This is a genomic window from Vibrio sp. 10N.286.52.F8, assembly GCF_041468745.1.
Lineage (GTDB): Bacteria > Pseudomonadota > Gammaproteobacteria > Enterobacterales > Vibrionaceae > Vibrio > Vibrio crassostreae_C.
In genome coordinates, this window is record NZ_JBFRJF010000014.1 from 19,182 (window position 1) to 38,503 (window position 19,322).

18 protein-coding genes and 1 pseudogene are annotated in these 19,322 nt (G+C 44.8%); 8 read left to right on the top strand and 11 right to left on the bottom strand.

What is annotated here, in order from left to right:
• Positions 1–153: 153 nt before the first annotated feature.
• Positions 154–795 carry an outer membrane protein OmpW gene (gene ompW / locus AB4133_RS08590; RefSeq protein ID WP_008216576.1) on the bottom strand — a complete coding sequence of 214 codons (642 nt, stop codon included), beginning with the start codon at positions 793–795 and terminating at the stop codon, positions 154–156.
• Between the two features lie 401 nt (positions 796–1,196).
• On the opposite strand from ompW, the gene glgC reads away from it, so the two are divergent.
• Positions 1,197–2,417, top strand: coding sequence for a glucose-1-phosphate adenylyltransferase (gene glgC, locus AB4133_RS08595; RefSeq protein ID WP_017064925.1), 1,221 nt, complete (start codon positions 1,197–1,199; stop codon positions 2,415–2,417).
• A 121-nt stretch (positions 2,418–2,538) separates the two neighbouring features.
• Here glgC and AB4133_RS08600 read toward each other — a convergent pair whose 3' ends face one another.
• Together AB4133_RS08600 and AB4133_RS08605 are read right to left on the bottom strand one after the other, a co-directional pair.
• Positions 2,539–3,969, bottom strand: a complete 1,431-nt coding sequence (locus AB4133_RS08600; RefSeq protein ID WP_102320897.1) for a YfcC family protein — start codon at positions 3,967–3,969, stop codon at positions 2,539–2,541.
• Between the two features lie 415 nt (positions 3,970–4,384).
• Positions 4,385–4,612, bottom strand: a pseudogene (locus AB4133_RS08605) (hypothetical protein); the annotation flags it as partial.
• Positions 4,613–4,669: 57 nt separating this feature from the next.
• Between AB4133_RS08605 and AB4133_RS08610 the strand changes: the two are divergent.
• From AB4133_RS08610 to AB4133_RS08620, 3 genes are all read left to right on the top strand, one after another.
• A complete protein-coding gene (locus AB4133_RS08610) occupies positions 4,670–4,927 on the top strand; it encodes a hypothetical protein (protein ID WP_240798922.1) in 258 nt (85 codons plus the stop codon).
• 337 nt (positions 4,928–5,264) lie between these two features.
• Positions 5,265–5,621, top strand: a complete 357-nt coding sequence (gene hpf, locus AB4133_RS08615; RefSeq protein ID WP_017061680.1) for a ribosome hibernation-promoting factor, HPF/YfiA family — start codon at positions 5,265–5,267, stop codon at positions 5,619–5,621.
• A 240-nt stretch (positions 5,622–5,861) separates the two neighbouring features.
• Positions 5,862–6,017 carry a DUF3012 domain-containing protein gene (locus AB4133_RS08620; protein ID WP_017061679.1) on the top strand — a complete coding sequence of 52 codons (156 nt, stop codon included), beginning with the start codon at positions 5,862–5,864 and terminating at the stop codon, positions 6,015–6,017.
• Between the two features lie 162 nt (positions 6,018–6,179).
• Here AB4133_RS08620 and dgcA read toward each other — a convergent pair whose 3' ends face one another.
• From dgcA to AB4133_RS08645, 5 genes are all read right to left on the bottom strand, one after another.
• Positions 6,180–7,166 (bottom strand): N-acetyl-D-Glu racemase DgcA, encoded by a 987-nt coding sequence (dgcA, locus tag AB4133_RS08625; protein WP_372224222.1) that lies wholly within the window; start codon positions 7,164–7,166, stop codon positions 6,180–6,182.
• A gap of 57 nt (positions 7,167–7,223) precedes the next feature.
• A complete protein-coding gene (gene dgcN / locus AB4133_RS08630; RefSeq protein WP_372185537.1) occupies positions 7,224–8,231 on the bottom strand; it encodes an N-acetyltransferase DgcN in 1,008 nt (335 codons plus the stop codon).
• A gap of 91 nt (positions 8,232–8,322) precedes the next feature.
• Positions 8,323–9,213 (bottom strand): LysR family transcriptional regulator, encoded by an 891-nt coding sequence (locus AB4133_RS08635; RefSeq protein ID WP_017066887.1) that lies wholly within the window; start codon positions 9,211–9,213, stop codon positions 8,323–8,325.
• Between the two features lie 95 nt (positions 9,214–9,308).
• A complete protein-coding gene (locus AB4133_RS08640; RefSeq protein ID WP_372224223.1) occupies positions 9,309–10,145 on the bottom strand; it encodes an SGNH/GDSL hydrolase family protein in 837 nt (278 codons plus the stop codon).
• Positions 10,146–10,255: 110 nt separating this feature from the next.
• A complete protein-coding gene (locus AB4133_RS08645; RefSeq protein WP_017061674.1) occupies positions 10,256–10,768 on the bottom strand; it encodes an RNA methyltransferase in 513 nt (170 codons plus the stop codon).
• A gap of 275 nt (positions 10,769–11,043) precedes the next feature.
• On the opposite strand from AB4133_RS08645, the gene AB4133_RS08650 reads away from it, so the two are divergent.
• Positions 11,044–12,705 (top strand): methyl-accepting chemotaxis protein, encoded by a 1,662-nt coding sequence (locus AB4133_RS08650; protein WP_372224224.1) that lies wholly within the window; start codon positions 11,044–11,046, stop codon positions 12,703–12,705.
• A 114-nt stretch (positions 12,706–12,819) separates the two neighbouring features.
• Here the strand turns inward: AB4133_RS08650 and AB4133_RS08655 are convergent, their stop codons facing one another.
• Complete coding sequence (locus tag AB4133_RS08655; RefSeq protein WP_017064933.1) at positions 12,820–13,689, bottom strand: LysR family transcriptional regulator; 870 nt, start codon at positions 13,687–13,689, stop codon at positions 12,820–12,822.
• Between the two features lie 209 nt (positions 13,690–13,898).
• On the opposite strand from AB4133_RS08655, the gene AB4133_RS08660 reads away from it, so the two are divergent.
• A complete protein-coding gene (locus AB4133_RS08660; protein WP_017069799.1) occupies positions 13,899–14,246 on the top strand; it encodes a DUF3316 domain-containing protein in 348 nt (115 codons plus the stop codon).
• A gap of 175 nt (positions 14,247–14,421) precedes the next feature.
• Here the strand turns inward: AB4133_RS08660 and AB4133_RS08665 are convergent, their stop codons facing one another.
• Complete coding sequence (locus AB4133_RS08665) at positions 14,422–16,059, bottom strand: methyl-accepting chemotaxis protein (protein WP_372224225.1); 1,638 nt, start codon at positions 16,057–16,059, stop codon at positions 14,422–14,424.
• Positions 16,060–16,318: 259 nt separating this feature from the next.
• On the opposite strand from AB4133_RS08665, the gene AB4133_RS08670 reads away from it, so the two are divergent.
• Positions 16,319–16,744 carry a DUF3010 family protein gene (locus tag AB4133_RS08670; protein WP_017069797.1) on the top strand — a complete coding sequence of 142 codons (426 nt, stop codon included), beginning with the start codon at positions 16,319–16,321 and terminating at the stop codon, positions 16,742–16,744.
• Between the two features lie 104 nt (positions 16,745–16,848).
• Here AB4133_RS08670 and AB4133_RS08675 read toward each other — a convergent pair whose 3' ends face one another.
• Positions 16,849–17,748, bottom strand: coding sequence for a DMT family transporter (locus AB4133_RS08675; RefSeq protein WP_372224226.1), 900 nt, complete (start codon positions 17,746–17,748; stop codon positions 16,849–16,851).
• A gap of 124 nt (positions 17,749–17,872) precedes the next feature.
• Here AB4133_RS08675 and AB4133_RS08680 point away from each other — a divergent pair, with 124 nt between their 5' ends.
• Entirely contained in the window at positions 17,873–19,300 is a 1,428-nt protein-coding gene (locus AB4133_RS08680; RefSeq protein WP_372224227.1) for a PLP-dependent aminotransferase family protein, read from the top strand.
• Positions 19,301–19,322: the final 22 nt, after the last annotated feature.

Consider the following 19,322-nt stretch of genomic DNA (forward strand, 5'->3'; position numbering starts at 1 on the left):
TTATCTTTCCCTTTTGTTAACAATAGGTGACGACAATCGGTTTCTTTTACCCATAACAACAGAGGGTTAGAACGAGCATTTCATTAACAAGCACACAAAAAAAGGCGCACAAGCTGGCTGGTGCTTGAGCGCCTTAGTAAACTGAATCGTAGGTTAGAAGTTGTAACCACCACCAATCATGAATACCCATGGGTCGATATCAACGTCTGTCGAGAACTGTTGACCATTAAACTTATATTTTGCTGTAGTGCCGATATCTGCATACCAAACCGATGCGTTCAAAAACCAATCTTCATTGATCATGTAGTCCATACCAATGTTTGCTGCCAAGCCCCAAGAGTCATCAAGAGATAAGTCGCTTAAACCTAGATCTTTCGCTCCTTGATTTAGTGACTCATCGAAGAATACAGTGTAGTTGATACCAGCACCTACGTAAGGGCGGAAGTCACTGTTTGCTTGGCCAAAGTAATACTGAACCATAAACGTTGGTGGTAGGTGTTTCGTATCAGCAATTTCACCTAGACCAGTTGCAGAAATGTTGTGAGAAAATGGGCTTGCCGCTAGTACTTCAAAGCTGATGTTATCTGTAAACATGTAGCCAAAAGTCAAACCAAGTTGAGTGTTTGAGTCTACAGAGAATTCTGTATTTGGATCATTCAACACAGCGCCACTACTATCGTTAGGAGATACCGTTGCTGCACCTGCACGGATGATGAAATCACCTTCTTTATGAGCAAGAACATTGGTTGACATAAGAGCCGCAATAACCGCAATACCACATACTGTTTTTTTCATTATAATTTCCTTTTGGGGGCTTAATCTTTGTTGGTGAATGAGTAATCATTTCTTATTTTGCGTGCAAGGTATCATAGAATAACCCTACTTTATTGATGGAAATCAATTTGTGAAAAGTTGTGATTATTTATGTAAATTTATATCGACCCGATCACTTTATTTCTTCATTTTATTGACAGTTTTGTAATGCAGCTTTTCCGTGCGTCATTTTGTTAACCCAATCCCTTCACTCTGTTCGGATCTTTTTTGGATCAAAATAGAGCAAGCCAATATCTCGCACGCATTATTTTGGTGCAGAACAACAAGAATCAATCTCGCCTCGTATAATATTCAATGAGTTACATTTGGCTTAGTGCTTGCAAGTCTATGTTCATAATCATAAATACATTGAGGTTCTGATCATGCAAGACACTCTAACAATCGTTCTGGCCGGCGGTGTTGGCTCTCGGCTTTCCCCTCTCACCGATAACCGTGCAAAACCTGCGGTACCCTTTGGTGGCAAATATCGAATCATCGATTTCACACTCGCGAACTGCTTACACTCTGGGCTACGCCAAATTTTGGTGCTGACTCAGTACAAATCTCACTCTTTGCAAAAACATTTAAGAGATGGTTGGTCGGTGCTTAACCCTGAGCTCGGCGAATACATCACCAATGTTCCTCCACAAATGCGAACCGGTGATAGCTGGTACAGCGGTACTGCCGATGCGATTTATCAAAACTTGTATCTACTTTCACGCAGTGAAGCCAAGCATGTGGTGGTGTTATCCGGTGACCATATCTATCGCATGGACTACGCTCCAATGCTCAAGCAGCACAAAAAGAACGAGGCCGACCTAACTGTGGCGTGCATGGAGGTTTCGATTGACGAAGCCAAAGAGTTTGGTGTGATGGAGATAGATGAATCTCTAGAGATCAATAACTTTACCGAAAAGCCACGTTACCCTGCATGTGTACCTGGTAGGCCAACTCGAAGCATGGCTTCAATGGGTATTTACGTCTTTGATAAAGAAGTACTAACACAAGCGCTACTGGCGGACGCCGAAGATCCGAACTCAAGCCACGATTTTGGTAAAGATATCATTCCTAAATTGGTGGGCAACAACAGTGTTTACGCATACAAGTTTGGGGATGAAGAAGGCCGAGTGACCCAAGATGCGTACTGGAGAGATGTTGGTACTATCGACTCTTATTACCAATCCAACATGGACCTGTTAAAGCCAGCTTCGCCTATCGATTTATATCAACCTGATTGGGCGATTCGTACTTACGAACCGCAGCTGCCACCCGCACGAACCATTGCTTCAGTTGAAGGTAATCAAGGAATATTCATCAACTCGATGATAGCGAATGGCGTTGTAATTGAAGGCGGCTCGGCGCAAAACTCAATCTTCTTCCCGAAAGTGAAAGTCAGCAATGCCGCGATTGTGATTGATAGTATTCTGTTTGAAGATGTTGAGATTGGAAAAAATTGCCACATACAAAACTGCATCATCGACAAGAACGTTAAGGTGCCTGACGGAACCCAGATCGGTCTTGATGGCCTTGCCGATGCGAAACGCTTCCACATATCAAAACAAGGCGTGATTGTGGTGCCCTCTTCTTACCAATTTGAAGAGTAACCTTTAACGTTGGAATAGCTTTTCTTTAAACGAAAAAAGGCAGCGAATTCGCTGCCTTCTTATTTACTCACACAGCTTCAGTTAAGCCTTAACTGTCCATGTATTCGATTAAACAGAAACCTTAGAAAGGCCCTAACTCAATCATTTGAGCAATCACAACAGAAACCAAAGCGCCTACCGACCAGAACAAGAACAGTGGTAAGAAGAAACGAACCCACTTGGTGTAAGGTACTTTTGCTATAGCCAATACCGCCAACAAGCCACCATTGGTTGGGTAAATATAGTTAGAAATACCATCACCCAATTGAGAAGCCAGTGCCGCCACTTGACGAGTCACTTCACCAATATCTGCCAACGGAATAATGATTGGCATGGTGATCACCGCTTGGCCACTGCCCGATGGAATGAACAGGTTGATCGCAGCCTGCGAGAAGTAGATCCCTGCTGCTGCCACAAGTTTAGAGCTACCAGAAATGATCTGTGCAAGATAGAAGATAATAGAATCAACAATCTTCGCGTCTTCCATAATGGTTAGCACTGAACGAGCAAAAAAGATGATCAGTACCGCGATCAATACGTCGCTAACACCTTTGGTCCAATACTCACAGATCTTGTTCGGAGATAAACCCGCCACCAAACCCGGAATAATAGCCATCGCCACGAATGCACCCGCAATCTCGGTGAAGCCGAACCCCATCGTCAACGTGCCGAAGATCATGTATGCGAATACGCCCAAGAACGCGATGCCCGCAAGCTTTTCACGTGTGGTCAGTGTTTTCGCTTCAACATTTGATTCATAGTGGTAACCCGTGCCGTGTAACAAGCCTTTGGTCGGATCTTGCTTAACTTTGCGCGCGTAGTTAAGCACATACCATGCACCCGTTAACAACATGAACATACCAACAATAAAGCGGTACCACATGCCTGAATACATAGGCAGTTCAGCGATAGTGTGTGCAATACCCGTAAAGAATGGGTTAGCCAACGCCGCAGCAAAACCGGCACAACTTGCCAGTAAAACAACGCCAAGTGCCGTAATCGCGTCATAGCCAAGCTTGATACAGATCGGGATCATCAAAGAGATGAAAATGACATCAAGTTCACGCATACCGGTGAAGGTAACGTTGAAGAAGATCGCCGTCATGATCACAGGCGCAATCACGTATAAGCCTTGCTTCTTTAGCTTAGTAGTTAGTGCAACAACGGATGCGTCTAACAGACCCATGTGTTTGATAATGCCAAAAGCACCACCCACAAATACCACAACGCCCATCACGCCAGAAGCGGATTTGAAGCCTTTAAAAAATGATTCGAAAAAAGAGGCTAATGTTGTTGGGTTGCTGGTCAATTGTGTGTAGCTGTCTGGGTCGATAACCGTGCGGCCATTCATGACCACTCGCTCGAATTCACCAGCAGGGATGAAGTAAGTTGCGATTGCAGCAACGATCACCATGATAACCAAAGAGAGAAACGGGTGGTTTACTTCTTTCTCTGTCGGCGCTGCGTTACCAGCTTGAGATGTAGGTACGGATGTAGATACCGTAGTCGTCATATAGACTCCTTATTTGTCAGCAACTAAGGTTCACTTAGCCGCCGATAGGGATTTTTGGAAAAAAGAAACCCTTCACGCTGAACTAAGTTCGCGCTAATTTAGGCTGTTTCAAAAAGGCCTTTGATAGATGGTGCTCTCAAATGTACATAGTGAAGTAGTGAGTACTACTCTCTTTGCGTCCGAGCAAAATGCAGATGTTCAGCCAAGTCAGGCCAAACTGAATGAGGTCATTACAAGCAGGTAAACAGAAAAGTCTGTTTTGGTAATGCGTTTTTTATCAATTACAAAGACAAGCGGCGCATACTAGCACAACGAGTCATTAATTGTCAGAAAAGTGTGAGTTTCGTCATATTTTGGTGAGCAACAAAAAAGCGCCCACTAACTAAGCAAGGCGCTTTTCTGCAATCGAATCGAGTTACTTAGGTGCTAATTCGTAGTTTTCTTGCATCTCATGAGGGGCAATCCCGTACTCATAATCTGCTAAGTAGCCATCCTTATAGACCTTCATTCCCTTCTCATCCCAGCTCACTTTGATCATCGCCGTGTTGCCATCTTCACTGCCTAACAGCTCCAGCATTTCTGCATCAATCTTAATGGCTTTGATGGTTTTAATACGCTTAAACGGCTTAAATTCAGTGGCCGAGAATACGATGGCCGAGCGATAACGCTTAAGCTTGAGTCCAATCGCAAAGATTCTCGATTGTTGCTCAAACTGCAACATATTGATCTAGGCTCAATTGATGAGTCTCGCATTTCAGAACTTGTGCGATTCAAAGTCGAAACGCCGGTTCGCTATGAAGGTGACATTAATTATTGGCGTCAGGGCGTCGAATTTCCTGTCGATCAACTGGCATCCAATAAAGAAGTCGATATTCGAGCACACATTACCATACCCGAGTCTCAACTCACAGCAGGAGAGTTTCACTTCAATATGGAGTGGGCAGTTGAGTGTCTATAAATTAGTAACTTAAGCTGAGTTTTTAATCAAAGAAAAAAAAGTGAGTGAGCTGGAAAGAAAATCAATGGAGTGACAAGTTCGGAATTATAAAACCGATAAAGAGAGATTCACTGGGAATTCGCTGTAGGTTAGCGCAAATTATCAAGGATGGAGTTTTTTTGAACATGTCTTTAAAACACGAAACATAATATGCGATCAGTTCATCGGACTTTCAAGGGAGTAACAAGAGAATATTTGATAACACTGAAGTCAATCACACATGTGCTAATTCTCAGTTGGTTAATCTATCCGATGTTTGCTACGTTTAAATGACACAGTCATTGGAAAGGTATGATTTATGAAAATAAATGTTCAAACACATCATGTATCAATTAACGACGAGTCACGCAAAGACATCGAAGGTAAATTCGAGAAGATATCTAACCATTTCCCATCACTGATCAGTTGCGACATCATCATTACTAAAGAACACGGTCAACATCAGGTTGAAGTATTCACCAACTACGAAGGTGTACGAGTAACAGCAAAATCGACAGACGATGTTATGTACCCAGCTATCGCTGCAGCACTCAAGAAACTTGAAGCTGGCCTAAGTAACCGTAAGGGACAATTGAAAGCCGACCTACACGAGAAACCAACAAGCACGAAGCCAGAGATTGCTTCGGACATCATCCAAGAGATGAAATTGGTATAAATCGATAAGTAGTTAAAGCGAAATAACGAATAGACACTTATTAAGAATTTCAAAGCCAGCACATGTTGCTGGCTTTTTCGATCTTAAAGCCAAGCAAACCTTCCCTTCTTTACCGTCTCTCGAATTCAGCTCAACCCCACATCATTATTAACGCCCTTAAGTTCTTAGCAGCTATAACAATCACTTGTGGTATTTGATACAGTTATAAGCAGAAATTTAGACCACAACGGAATGTTTATTATGAAGAAAATCGCGTTGATACTTTTCCTTGCTACTCAATTAATGGCTTGTACCGAGGTTGGCAGTGAAGCTTGGTGTGCGGATATGAAAGAAAAGCCTAAAGGTGACTGGACGGCTAATGAAGCGGGCGATTTTGCTAAACACTGTATTTTCTAGGCGGGTTGTATTTAGCAGTTCAGTACACCCCACTCAATGAAGCAAGTGAGTAGTTGCAGTATGGTTTACTTATCTCTGTAAAACGGTACAAACAAAAAATCGCATAAGTTAACGCTTATGCGATTTTTGTATGGAGAGATTCCTAGCTAATTTGTTAGGAACTTAAAGAACAATCATCCCATCTCGATAAGTCAGTGATGGTGCTACATCTTGACCAAGTAAGACTGGGCCATCGAGGTCGACGATTTCAGATTGAACGGCGATAGGCAGAGCTGCACGCATCGCCAGCGATGTACCGAGCATACAACCCGACATCAGCGTAAATCCTAGCCTTTGAGCTTCTTCAGCAAGTACCAATGCTTCGGTCAAACCACCTGTTTTATCGAGCTTGATGTTGACCATTTCATATTTGCCTAACAAAGATGAAAGTTGCGAAGTGGTATGACAGCTTTCATCAGCACACAGTGGTATCGGGTGCTTGATGTGCGCCAATGAGGCATCGTGCTGTTGGGGTAACGGCTGCTCGATCATCGCAATATCAAATTCTACCAGTTGATTGAACAACTCTTCGAGATTCAATCCTGTCCACGCTTCATTCGCATCCAATACAATTTGAACATCTGCCGCAGCTTCTCGTACCGCGCGAACACGCTCTACCACCTGCTCGCCGCCAAGCTTCACTTTCAGAAGTTTCGCACCATTCGCGACATAGTCTCGAGCCTGAGTCGCCATGGCTTCTGGCGTGCCAATCGAGACTGTCATTGCAGTCACGATTTGAGCAGGCAACTCAAACAAGCTATTCGGAAACGTCTGGTCGTTCTGCTGAGCTTCAAAATCCCAAAGCGCACAATCGACCGCATTGCGCGCTGCCCCTCCGGTCAATAAAGACTGAAGATGATCTCTTAGCTCTGCCGGATCAGTAACGCCTCGTTCAAACATAGCTTCAAGTGCGCTAGACGCTTGTTGGATTTGCGCTAACACAGACTCCGATGACTCGCCGTATCGTGGGTAAGGCGTGCATTCGCCCTGAGCTCGTTTGCCACCATGTTCAATGTAAACACGAACAACGTGACACTCAGTTCGACTGCCACGAGAGATGCGAAAAGGCGTTTGCATCGCGATAGTAATGGGTTCTGCTGTAATCTTCATAATTTCACTCGGTTGATGTTCGCTTTAACAAATGGAAACTTAGAAATGATGAAGTCGTTAAAGTGAATGTCGCAAATGATCAGTAATGTGTTGTACACCAAAGCGCACTGGGTCCGTCACTGGCACTTGATAGAGTGTGGTCCATTCTTGGCACAATGTCTCAGCATCTTCAATGCTAATCGCCGACGTGTTCAAGCAGATACCCACCAGCTTCACGTCTGGATTAGTCAGTCGCGCCGCTTGCAAGTTGGCTTCAATCGTCTGTTCAATCGTTGGTAACTGAGCATGAGGAAGGTTACGAATATGAGGTCGCCCAACTTCATGACACAGCACCAAAGCATCCGCTTGTGCGCCATGTAAAAGACCCAAACTCACGCCTGCAAACGAAGGGTTGAATAAAGAACCTTGCCCTTCAATGATGTCCCACTCGTGGTCGGTAAAATCGGGGCTAATCGCTTCAACTGCGCCAGAAATAAAATCCGCAACCACTGCATCAATCGAAATACCGCTGCCTTCAATCAAAATACCCGTCTGGCCTGTCGCTTTAAACTGAGCGGATGTACCTGACTCTTTAAGCGACTTTTCGATAGCTAAAGCTGAAAACATTTTGCCGACTGAGCAATCAGTTCCGACAGTAAGCAGGCGCTTACCTTGACGAAGCTTACCGTTACCAACATTAAGAACACCGTCAAAATGGCGTACATCATGAAGCTTAGTCAATCCTTGTTGCTGCATGTCAGCAAGCGGTGAAAATTCACTCAATCGTTGGTGCATGCCAGATGCAATCTCATATCCCATTTCTGCAGCGGCCATAATGGTTGACTGCCAAGAATCAGGAATAACACCACCCGGATTTGCGGTACCAATCACTAGCGTCTTCGCGCCCTGCGCTTGCGCCTCTTGCAGGGTCATATCCGTTAAGCCCAGTGAAACGGTATCACCCGTTAAACGCAGTTGACCTAGGCAGATTTCTGGTCGCCATTGATGAATACCGCGAGCTGTTTTTGCAGCGAGTGGGTCAGTAACATCCCCAAGAAAAAGAAGGTAAGGTTGAGCGATCGACATGAGTATTCCTAATTAATAAGCCCTTGTATGGGTTTACTTTAATTAAGAACTTCGAAGCTGCCGAATGCCTATTTATGGCGAGCCTATAACCTTAAGTTATAGGGTGAGTATGGATTTTCAATGAAGCGATAAATTGCTTAACGGAAATCGACTGAGGGGTGTGCTCTGCGCAAAGCATCGATACCGAAAATTGGATGTCTGGTTGAAGCGGCAACACACAGACCGCATCGTCATTTTGATATTGCTCTGCCGTCCACGGATCAACAATCGCAAACCCCGCTTGGTGCTTGACCAGTTCCGCAGCGGCGCTATACCCACGTACAGATATCGGGTGGTGATAATGCTGCTCACGTGCAATAAGGCGTTGATGTAACAGGAGGCCTAATGGATCGCGGCTATCGAGCCCGATGATTGGCAGCGGATAATTGATCAGATCATCTAACGTTAATTCCGCGGGGAAATGATCAACCGTATTGGAAGGAACCAAAACCTTTAGTGATTCGGTTAATAGCGTTTCACTTAATATCGCAGGCGGTGCTTCATCGCCAAACGCGATAGCAATATCAAGCTCATGCTTTAATAACCCAGCACACAGCTCATCACGGTTTGCAGTCAGCAACTCAAAAGATAGCTCTTGTTCCCGAGACATTTGGGCTATTACCTGAGTTAGTAATTTAGTCGCCAGTATCGGCGGCGCACCAATGCGTAAATGCTGATGGCCTTGCTTCACTTTGTTGGTCAGAGATCGAAATTGCCCCAATTGCTGATACACCTTTTCCGCTTCTGGCAGTAAGGTTTTTGCCTCAACCGTTGGCACCAACCGCCCTTTAACTCGTTCGAATAAGCCAAACCCAAGTTGTTGCTCCGTGTGCGCCAAAATACGGGTCACGTTTGGTTGCGACACATGCAAGCTGCGCGCGGCTCCAGATACGGTTCCGGTCTGCATAATGGCGTAAAAGACTTCCAATTGTCTTAGGTTCACATTGATGTCCTTATGGTTCGCGAAACAAATCTAGGGTTTGGCTTTTCTTGTATTAGCTAAGCTGTTTATCGGTCTAGCTAGCGTTTTGCGTGAGTCTATTTTAGTAGCTCAGCTATCGTAGGTTGAAGTATCTCAGCCCAAGTTTGATAAGCCTTCGCATTCAAATGCAGATCATCACACGAGTACTTGTTCGACAACAGCTTATTAGGCGACAATACTGAATTCACATCTAAGAACGCAATGCCTTGCTGTGTACAGTACTCGCTTAGCTTGCTATTGAGCAGTTCAACCGACGGATTTAAACCTTGCAGTTTAGAGCCAACATAAAGCGTTGATTGCACCAATATGCGAATCTCATTTTCTTGCCACACCTTAAGCATATCAATGTAGTTCTGGTAGATATGGTCGACATCATAACCCTGAGCTAAATCGTTTATCCCTGCCATAAAACACACCAGCTTTGGCTTCACATTCAACGTGGTATCAATACGGCGCAACATGCCAGTTGTGGTGTCACCCGCTAAGCCACGGTTGACCATCGAAACATCGCGAAAGATATCCGCCCACGGGGCCCATTCGGTGATCGAATCACCAAACATGACTAGGTCTGCACTTGGGGAAAAATGGCGATGGTTATCTGATGTCATGATGTAACGACTCATACTGTGGCCTCGTTGCTGAATCTCAGACTGAAGAGCGACTGCCTTGAGGATCTCGCTATCTGGCGTGGCGCTATCAAATTGAGCTAGCAATCCTTCGATATGAGGCTTAAAAGGGCTAAGACGAGTACTCAGTTGATGATGTTCTTTAAGGGAAGATAACCTCTCTAGTAATGCATACAAAGAGCGGTTTTGACCAACTTCTTGGAATAACTGATAGAGATCGAGGACAGGGTGTTGTTGCAGCGCGGCAAGTAATTGCTTGTCTTCCATGGTGTTATCTAACCCTTCAATTATCTAATGATGAACCAAAGATAATATCCGATTGCTTACGGGATAGATAACACTAGAAGCAGATCGTTACTTTTACTAGAAGTAAATAGTTACTTTTCTTTGATTAGCAGATGGTTACGGTTATCACGGCTTTTCTTAATCAGTTCGTTGCTCTCATCCATTTCATCAGATTTAGCAAGACGATCGTAAAGCAGCACATTCACTGTCGCTGCCAAGTTCATGCAGCCAACTGTTGGTACGTACACAACATGATCGGCTCTGTCGGCGACATCTTGAGAAATAGAGCCGTCTTCAGGGCCAAAGATATAAATGGCATTTTCTGGGTGTTTAAAACGCGGTAGTGGTGTTGCACCTTCTGCGAGTTCTACGCAAACGATCTTAGTTTCTGGATCAAGATTGTCTAAAAACGACTCAACACCAGTCAACGGGATAGTACGCGCAGCACTCTTAGTATCGGTGTGGAATTTTGCGGCTTTTTCGTAGCGTTGCCCTGTGTATTTAACTTCGTCGACTTGGTAACAACCAGCCGCACGCATAACAGCACCAACGTTTGTCGGGCTCTTTGGGTTAGTTAAACCAATAGTCACATGGCTTTTGTTCATGAATCTTTCTCACTTAACGAATAGACATAGCAGGGTGCTACAAAGCGTCGCATTCTAACAAAGCAGCGTCGAATTCAAAAGCATCGATACAAACTCACTTTTTCGCGCTTAAGCCTCTAGTTGCAAGGCTTCTCACCCCAAAAACCTAACCGTCATCATATTTATAAAACAAAAACACTCTAGGACAACAATTAAACAACAAGCCCATTTACATTTTGAAACCACATTAATAATGTGTTGAAAATTGCATGAGACAATCACACAGGAAGCGTAACATGACCCTAACCATCAAAAACCGCCTTTATATTCTCTCTTTTATTCCACTGCTACTGATGGCAATTGGGATGATGAGCGTGACGTATATGAAGAGCACCGAGCTAACCGCACAACAAGTAGAATCGACGCGTAGCAATATGATGGCGATGAAAGAAAAGGAACTTAAAGCGTATCTGCAAATGGCTCAATCTTCTATTAGCCCGTTCTTGGAAAGAGGTGCAACATTAGAAGAAGCCTTACCGACATTAAGAACTCTCGAATATGGCGAGTCTGGCTACATCTTTGGCTACGACTCTAAAGGCGTTCGAGTAGTTGTTGGGCAAAATAACGATGGCATTGGTAAAAACTACTACGACCTGCAAGACAAAAAAGGCAACTACCTGATTCGTGACTTGATCAAGAACTCAAAGCTTGGTGAGTTCACCACCTACTACTTTCCAAAACTTGGTCAATCAGAAGCTCTACCGAAACTGAGCTACTCGATATTCGTTCCCCAGTGGGACTTGATGCTAGGCACAGGTTTTTATACTGACGACATCGATGCTGTAATCGCAGAGATGAAAGAGAGCTCGAATGTCGCGTTACAAAGCTCATTGACGGCGATCGCTATATTCTGTGGTTTGATTGCCCTAGTAGTTGCTGCGTTTGCCGTTGCCGTCAACCGCACAATCATGCGACCACTCGAGCAGTTTGATCGTTCAATCAGCGCATTCGCGAGTGGCGAAGCCGATTTAACCGCTCGAATGGAAACATTTAAAGCGCCTGAGTTCACTAAGCTCAGCGAGAACTTCAACGCCTTCGTGGCAAGCCTTCAAACCATCATTCGCAGCGTAAGCGATGTCGGTCAGCAAGTCGTAGCCGAGACATCTAGCATGTCTTCTCGCGCTGCGCAGGTCGACGAGATTGCTACTGGGCAACGTGAAGAGACTGAACAAGTTGCAACGGCGATGACTGAAATGACCACAACGGCGCAAGAGATCTCGAGCAACGCTAGCCAAGCGGCGGATTCCGCTAAACTTGCAGAGGGCAATGCAAAAGAAGCGCAACAGATCGTAAACGCAGCTGCAGACTCGGTGGCAGGCCTAGCGAGCGAAGTATCAGAAGCGAACACCGTGGTGTCTCGTTTAGAAGGCGATGTACAAAACATCTCCTCTTCATTGGCGGTCATCCAAGACATTGCCGAGCAAACTAACCTACTTGCGTTGAATGCCGCGATTGAAGCTGCGCGGGCGGGCGAACAAGGGCGTGGGTTTGCTGTAGTAGCCGATGAGGTACGTAAGCTAGCAAGCCGTACTCAAGAGAGCACTGGCGACATTCATAAGATGATTGAGCAACTTAAAGCTGCCTCAGATGCTGCTGTGAAAGCGATGGATTCAAGTCAAAACCGAAGTGCGCAAACCGTGGAAGAAGCGAATGCCGCAGCCGAAGCACTGGCGAAGATCCAAGCGTCGATTGATACCATCATGGACATGAACTCGCTTATTGCGACAGCGACTGAACAGCAGAATATTGTCGGCCAAGAAATATCTCAACGCATCGTGGTGATTTCTGACCAAAGCTCACAATCGGCAGAACTCGCGAATCAAAACCGTACAGGTAGCCAAAACCTCAACAGTCGTGCAAATGAGCTGTATCACTTGGTGGATCGCTTCACCGTCTAATACATTTTCGGTCTAGTAAGCCGTAATCAAACGATAATTAATCCTAAAACACGTCGGGCTTCAGAATCTCTATTCTGAAGCCCGTTTTTATCGGTGGAGGTTTTAAGCCATACACTAATCCAATTGCTCAGAAAGGAAGTCCACCAGCAGGCGAACCTTTGAAGATAAGTTGCGGTTCTGAGGATAAAGCGCCCAGATCCCTTCTTTGTCATCTCGATAATCGGACAGCACCTCAACCAACTCACCAGAATCAAGGTCTTCACTCACATAGTATTCAGGCAACTGCACCAAGCCAATGCTCTGCTTAGCTGCGTCTAACAAGGCTAAACCACTGTTGCACTTAATGCGTCCGTTAACACGAACTGAGCGAGGGCGTCTATTTTCTTTGAAACGCCAATGTTCAAATCCACCGACTAAACATTGGTGATTATTTAATTCTGATAATGTATGCGGCTCGCCATAACGTTCAATATATTCAGGGCTTGCACATACATAAAGTTGGCGTTGAGACAGCCTCTTTGCCACAAGGCTTGAATCTTCCAAGCGGCCAAGACGAATCGCAACATCAACACCCGAATCGATAAGATCGAGCTTTTGATTGGTCAGCATCAGCTCAAGCTCTACTTGCGGGTGAAGCTTTAAGAATTGATGCAGTATTGGGGCGAGTTGGCGCTCACCATAAGTCACAGGCGCGGTGACTTTCAGTAAGCCTTTGGGTGTGGATTGCATCTGCGTGACCGCAAGCTCAGCAATTTCTAAACCTTCGACCAACAACTTACATTGTTGGTAATAGAGTTGCCCAGCCTCTGTAAGAGACACCTTTCGAGTCGTTCGATTGAGCAGTTTCACTGCGAGTCGTTCTTCGAGGTTTGCTACTCTACGACTGATTTGAGCCACCGACGTAGCGAGCTTCTGCGCCGCACCAGTAAAGCTTTCACGCTCTGCCACTGCAACAAACTCACTTACCCCTTCCCAATTGGCCATGCCTTTACCTTATGCTGAACTTTGGTTACCCATACAGTGTATTGAAGTTAGATATCAGTGTCACCTTGCTTGATATGCGCTGTGCATTAATCTTCGGCACCTATAGTCATTCCCTTACAGAACCATATTTTTGTCCTAACATTAACCTCACCCCCTATTGCTAGGGTGAGAATCTCTAAAACACTGGTACAACAAAGTAAGGTATCCCTTTGAAGAAGTTAATCATACTTGCATCAACTCTTGTACTCAGCACCACTGCGTTTGCAGCAACTAAAACAACAATTCAAGAAACAACGCTAAAATCTGATACATTTGTTACTGAAGCGGAAGCATACGATGCAGGCACCAACCTTATGGATGAGTTAAGCGCAAAAACACCTTTTGAGCTTTCAAGAGAACTGCCACAGTTCCAACAGACAACCAAATACGATTCGTTCAAGATTGATGATGCAAATATGGAAGTGAAAAAGATCACTAACATGAACGGCGACATCCACTACCAAGCGAACGTAAAAGTGGACTACCGTTACACATACAAAGACGGTCTTAGCAGCTAACACTGAGTGATTGATCAGGTCTAAAAACTGATCACCTAGTCAAAAGACTGATCACCTAGTCAAAAAGAAAGCCCGCACTCATAGAGTGCGGGCTTTTTTGTCGTTCACCGCTGATTAATGGGACTCAATACGAGCAACCATTATCAGCTCATATTCGTCTGTCTAATTTTGAAAATTACACTTCAAACTGAGACACAAGGCTATCTAGCGCTTCACACTGTTCAGCCAATGCCATACATGCATTTTCTGCGCTGCTTGCCATCTCAACCATTTGCATGGTTCTTTCAGCGATGCGTTGAACATTCTTATTCACTTCTTCAGACACTTGAGACTGTTGCGAAGCCGCCGTAGCAATTTGTGTGTTCATGTCATTCATCTTGCCAATTGAGTTACGAATCTCACTCAATGAAGATGCTGCAGTTCCTGCTTGAACAATGGTTTTCTCGCCACTCACTTTGCTTTCAGTCATCACACCAACCGCGTGTTTAGCACCCACTTCTAAGCGTTCAATCATTGATTGGATTTCGCCAGTGCTGTCTTGAGTTTTACTCGCAAGCGCTCGAACTTCATCAGCCACAACCGCAAAGCCACGGCCTTGTTCACCCGCTCGTGCCGCTTCAATAGCCGCATTCAAAGCAAGTAGGTTGGTTTGTTCTGCAATACCTTTGATCACGCCAAGGATTGAGGCTATGTTCTTCACGTCTGTGTCCAGTTCTTGAACCACACCACCCGCGTTCTCGATATCTTGCGCAAGGCGTTCAATCGAAGTAACAGTTAAGCCAAGCGTAGTATCAGCCGATTCCACTTCATGGTTTGCAACGTTACTCGCGGTTGCAGCGTCTAATGCATTACCACTCACCACTTCACTGGTTGCTTGCATTTCATGGACTGCCGCAGCTACCACTTCACTTTCTCGCTGTTGGTTCGATGAAAACTCAGCAACACTTTGCGTGAGTGATTTGATGTTTTCCATCTCGCCACGTACTGCGTTCGATGTGAGAATAACTTGCTCCACGGCGACATGGATCTTGCCAACAAACTGGTTGAAAGCAGAACTCAAACGAGCGATCTCATCATTACCTTCGACCTTCATACGTTGAGATAAGTTACCGTCACCCGATGCAATCTCATTCATTGCTTTCTCTACGTTCTGGATTGGCTGAACGATAAAGCGATTTGATAACCACATAGCGAAAAATGCAGCGAAAACAGCAACGGCCATACCTACTTCAATGATCAACTTACTCGATTCAATAGAGTCATCAGCTTGCTGGCGAAGCTCTTTCTGCTTTAATTCGATCAGAGTTCGGATATCGCGCAGTTGAGTACGAATGATCGCAAACTCTGCGTCAAGCGCTGGTGAGTAATCAATATTGTATTGGTCTGCGTTTGCCGGATCAGCGAACATTGGCTCGTGCAGTGCCACCCACTTGCTCATCGCGTTAACAAGCTTTGATAACTCGCCACGTGAAGATGGATCCAACACGCCCGCTTGATACAAGGTTTCGACACTTTCAAAACGAGGAACCGCTTTGTAAGCGTTGTCTTTAAATTCAAATTTTTGGTACTCAATCGCCGCTTGGTCTTTCGAGAGTAATAGACCTTGAGCAGAAGCGATAACTTGATAAATGTCACGATACCCATCTTCCAAATTGTCTAACACGGGCTGAACCACATTATTGAGCTCATTATTAATCGCAGCTTGAGCATTTGATCTGATAACGTTGAGCACAGTAACGGTAGAAAAAACAATCACAATCACCAACAGCGGGATCGCGATTTTACTCTTAATCGAAAGATTATTGATATTCATTGGGATTAATAACCACACTTCAAATAGGGATGCGCGCGCAATATACAGCACACATATGAAATCCCGCTAAGCTTTTGTGAGCTTCATCTCATAGCAAACGATACCGTAAATTCGTGTGATGTTTTTTCAATCAAAGGTTAACTTTCGACGGCTAAAATACTCTCTGATTTAGACTTATTTGCCGCTGATACGCGCAAATACTGGAGAAGTGTTAGAAATAACACCATAATGTAGGGCTCTAAAATAAGTAGGTAAGAACATGAAAATTTGTGGTGTTGAAATCAAAGGTAACGATGCAGTCATCTGTCTTCTTTCTCTATCAGATGGTGTATTTAACATTCCTGATTGCCGAGTTTCTAAAGTTTCAATTAGCGACGCAAACGACACACAGAATATGAAAGACTTTCAATTCTCTTTTGCAAAGTTAATGGAAGATTACCAAGTAGACAAAGTTGTGATTCGTCAGCGCCAAACTAAAGGCAAATTTGCTGGCGGTGGCTTTGGTTTCAAACTAGAAGCAGCGATTCAACTGATCGACGGCCTAGACGTAACCGTTGTATCTCCTGCTGACATCAAAGAGAGCCTTAAGCGCAACCCTCTTATGATGAAGTTCAAAGAGACCGGCCTTAAGCAATACCAAGAAGCACCGTTTACAACGGCTTACGCTTGTTTGATGAAACGCTAATCAAAAGTCGCTAGCCAATATTTGATACAGAAAGAGCCTGAATATTCAGGCTCTTTTTTGTTTCTAGTCATCGACTTTAAGTAGAGTGAGTTTTGGTATACAAACTACCGCTCTAACACTGTTCGACTGCGAGCCTTAATCCATTCTGGCTTCCTCACCACCAAATAAACTGCAGCTGCCGACAACGCAAAGCCCATTGCACCATAGATATCGAATGATTCACCGAAAATAAGCCAAGCTTGGATTGCTGTCGTCGGTGGAACTAAGTAAAACACCGATGCCACACTTGAAGACGCACCGTGTTCTACCATGTAAAGCAGCAAGAGGATGGCAACGCAAGACAGAACAACCACCAGCCAGATTAGAGTCAGCGTGAATTCTACAGTCCAGTTCACCTGCATAGTTTCGTAACGCATTGCGAACGGCAGAAACAACGCGGCAGAAGCCAAATATTGCACCATCGCACCGCCGACCATATCTGTCCCCTGACAGAAGCGCTTCTGATACAAAGTGCCGCAGGTAATACCCACCAAAGAAACCAAACACAATAACGTTGCCAAGCCTTTTTGGTCGTCTGACTGCCATTCAATATTGCCCATCAACACCAAACTAATACCCGCAAAACCAAGCGCTAACCCCAACCACTGTGCAAAATTAAAACGCTGCGAAGTACAGCTGATCATAATCAATGCGGTAAGAATCGGTTGTAAGCCAACAAGTAGAGAACTCAACCCGGCGGGCATACCTATATCAATCGCCAGATAGGTGCCACCAAGGTAGAAACCATGAATCAAGATGCCAACCACACTTGCGTGGAAGAATGCTCGACCACGAGGAATACGACGCTTAATGATTGCAATCAAAACCAAGAACAGCGCCACGTTGGCTACCATCCTCAATGAAAGTAATGTTGCGGGTTCGGCATATTCAACACCAAGACGTGCGCCGACAAAACCTGACGACCACAATATTACAAACACAAACGGAATCATTTTAATCAGCATTACAAACCTCTGGTCAACTCTTCATCAATGCTGTTACCTTAGTTGGGTACAGATAACTAATAAAGATACAGATATAACACTTTAAATGGTTACAGATTGAGAGTGTGCAACGAGGGAGAAACACGTGGAAGCAGAACTCAGCGGCAATAAATACCTTGCTACCGAACAACATATTAAGGCTCAGATCGATAAAGGACTTTTTCATCCAGACGATCGCCTTCCCTCGATCCGCCAGTTAAGCGAACAGCTTGGCGTAAGCAAAAATACCGTAATTCGAGCCTATCAAGAACTCGAAGCAACGGGTTGGGTTTACTCGGTACCTAAATCTGGCTATCGCGTAAAGACACCGAACACCACCTGCTGGGATACACCAAGCCAACCTCAAAAAGTGGACCTCTTATCTGTCACCAAATCGGTACTCTCTCGCCCGAAAGGCCGCCTGAAACTGTTGGCAGGTTCTGCGCACCCGAACATAAACAACCCTGCGATTCGTAGCTTGTATGCCGAGATTGGTCGCCACAGTCGATTACAAACTCAATTGCCTGGGTATTACCAATTACCTCCCGGCGACGAGCAATTAGTAAAGCAATTGTTAAAGATCACTCATGATCTAGGCGTACCTGCGGGATCCAAAGAGATTGCGATTACTCATGGTGCTCAACAGGCTATCAGTTTGGCTTTACGTGCGCTCACCAAGCCCGGTGACATCGTGGCGGTCGAGTCACCGTGTTACTTCGGCAATCTACTTTTACTTGAATCGCTTGGCTTACAAGCCCTTGAAATACCAAGCAGCGTTAGCCACGGTATTGACATTCCTTCGCTACAAAGTGCACTGGATAAATGGGAAGTGAAAACCTTACTGCTAACACCAAACTTTACCAACCCAACCGGCTCAAGAATGCCATTGGCGAATCGAAAAGCATTACTGGAGATCACCGGATGTTTGCCAATTATCGAAGACGATGTGTTCGGTAGCTTGGCATTCGATACACCAATCGCTAGCCTCAAAGAGCTTGATGACCAAGATAGAGTCATCTACGTCAACTCACTGTCTAAAACATTAGACTCACGCTTGCGAATCGGTTGGTTACTGTCTGGGCGCTACCAACCTTTGGTCGAAAAGTACCTTTTATGCGACAACATGGGCAGCTCAAATCTGATGCAATCCGCTGTGGGTCAATTTCTCACTACCGGCAAATATCGCAGTCATTTGTCTAAGATGAAGCGGCTCTACCAAACCAATCAAAAGCAATTCCAAAGCCTGTTAATACAAGCACTAGATAGCTACCCACACCTTGTCGGGCAATACCACCTATCAAAACCGGAAGGCTCTTTTTTAAACTGGATAACACTGCCTGAATCGGTCGATAGCTACGCGGTCTATCAAGATTGTTTGAAGCATAAATTGGGGATCTTACCCGGAACAGTATTTGGCACCAACGACCAATATAAACACTGTCTGCGCTTCACTGTCGCCAACATTGAAGAGAGCAAAGAGTGGAAAGAAGGGCTTGTGACACTAGCGAAGATAATCGCTAGGCACGTACGTTAGGTAACCTTGTTAATTCCATATT

What these genes read in the sequence shown, in the direction of transcription:
- AB4133_RS08600 (WP_102320897.1), bottom strand. Translation starts at nt 3,969, where the DNA reads ATGACGACTACGGTATCTACATCCGTACCTACATCTCAAGCTGGTAAC.
- AB4133_RS08670 (WP_017069797.1), top strand. Translation starts at nt 16,319, where the DNA reads ATGAAAATTTGTGGTGTTGAAATCAAAGGTAACGATGCAGTCATCTGT.
- AB4133_RS08665 (WP_372224225.1), bottom strand. Translation starts at nt 16,059, where the DNA reads ATGAATATCAATAATCTTTCGATTAAGAGTAAAATCGCGATCCCGCTG.
- AB4133_RS08640 (WP_372224223.1), bottom strand. Translation starts at nt 10,145, where the DNA reads ATGGAAGACAAGCAATTACTTGCCGCGCTGCAACAACACCCTGTCCTC.
- dgcA (WP_372224222.1), bottom strand. Translation starts at nt 7,166, where the DNA reads ATGAAGATTACAGCAGAACCCATTACTATCGCGATGCAAACGCCTTTT.
- hpf (WP_017061680.1), top strand. Translation starts at nt 5,265, where the DNA reads ATGAAAATAAATGTTCAAACACATCATGTATCAATTAACGACGAGTCA.
- dgcN (WP_372185537.1), bottom strand. Translation starts at nt 8,231, where the DNA reads ATGTCGATCGCTCAACCTTACCTTCTTTTTCTTGGGGATGTTACTGAC.
- AB4133_RS08650 (WP_372224224.1), top strand. Translation starts at nt 11,044, where the DNA reads ATGACCCTAACCATCAAAAACCGCCTTTATATTCTCTCTTTTATTCCA.
- AB4133_RS08675 (WP_372224226.1), bottom strand. Translation starts at nt 17,748, where the DNA reads ATGCTGATTAAAATGATTCCGTTTGTGTTTGTAATATTGTGGTCGTCA.
- glgC (WP_017064925.1), top strand. Translation starts at nt 1,197, where the DNA reads ATGCAAGACACTCTAACAATCGTTCTGGCCGGCGGTGTTGGCTCTCGG.
- AB4133_RS08645 (WP_017061674.1), bottom strand. Translation starts at nt 10,768, where the DNA reads ATGAACAAAAGCCATGTGACTATTGGTTTAACTAACCCAAAGAGCCCG.
- AB4133_RS08655 (WP_017064933.1), bottom strand. Translation starts at nt 13,689, where the DNA reads ATGGCCAATTGGGAAGGGGTAAGTGAGTTTGTTGCAGTGGCAGAGCGT.
- ompW (WP_008216576.1), bottom strand. Translation starts at nt 795, where the DNA reads ATGAAAAAAACAGTATGTGGTATTGCGGTTATTGCGGCTCTTATGTCA.
- AB4133_RS08620 (WP_017061679.1), top strand. Translation starts at nt 5,862, where the DNA reads ATGAAGAAAATCGCGTTGATACTTTTCCTTGCTACTCAATTAATGGCT.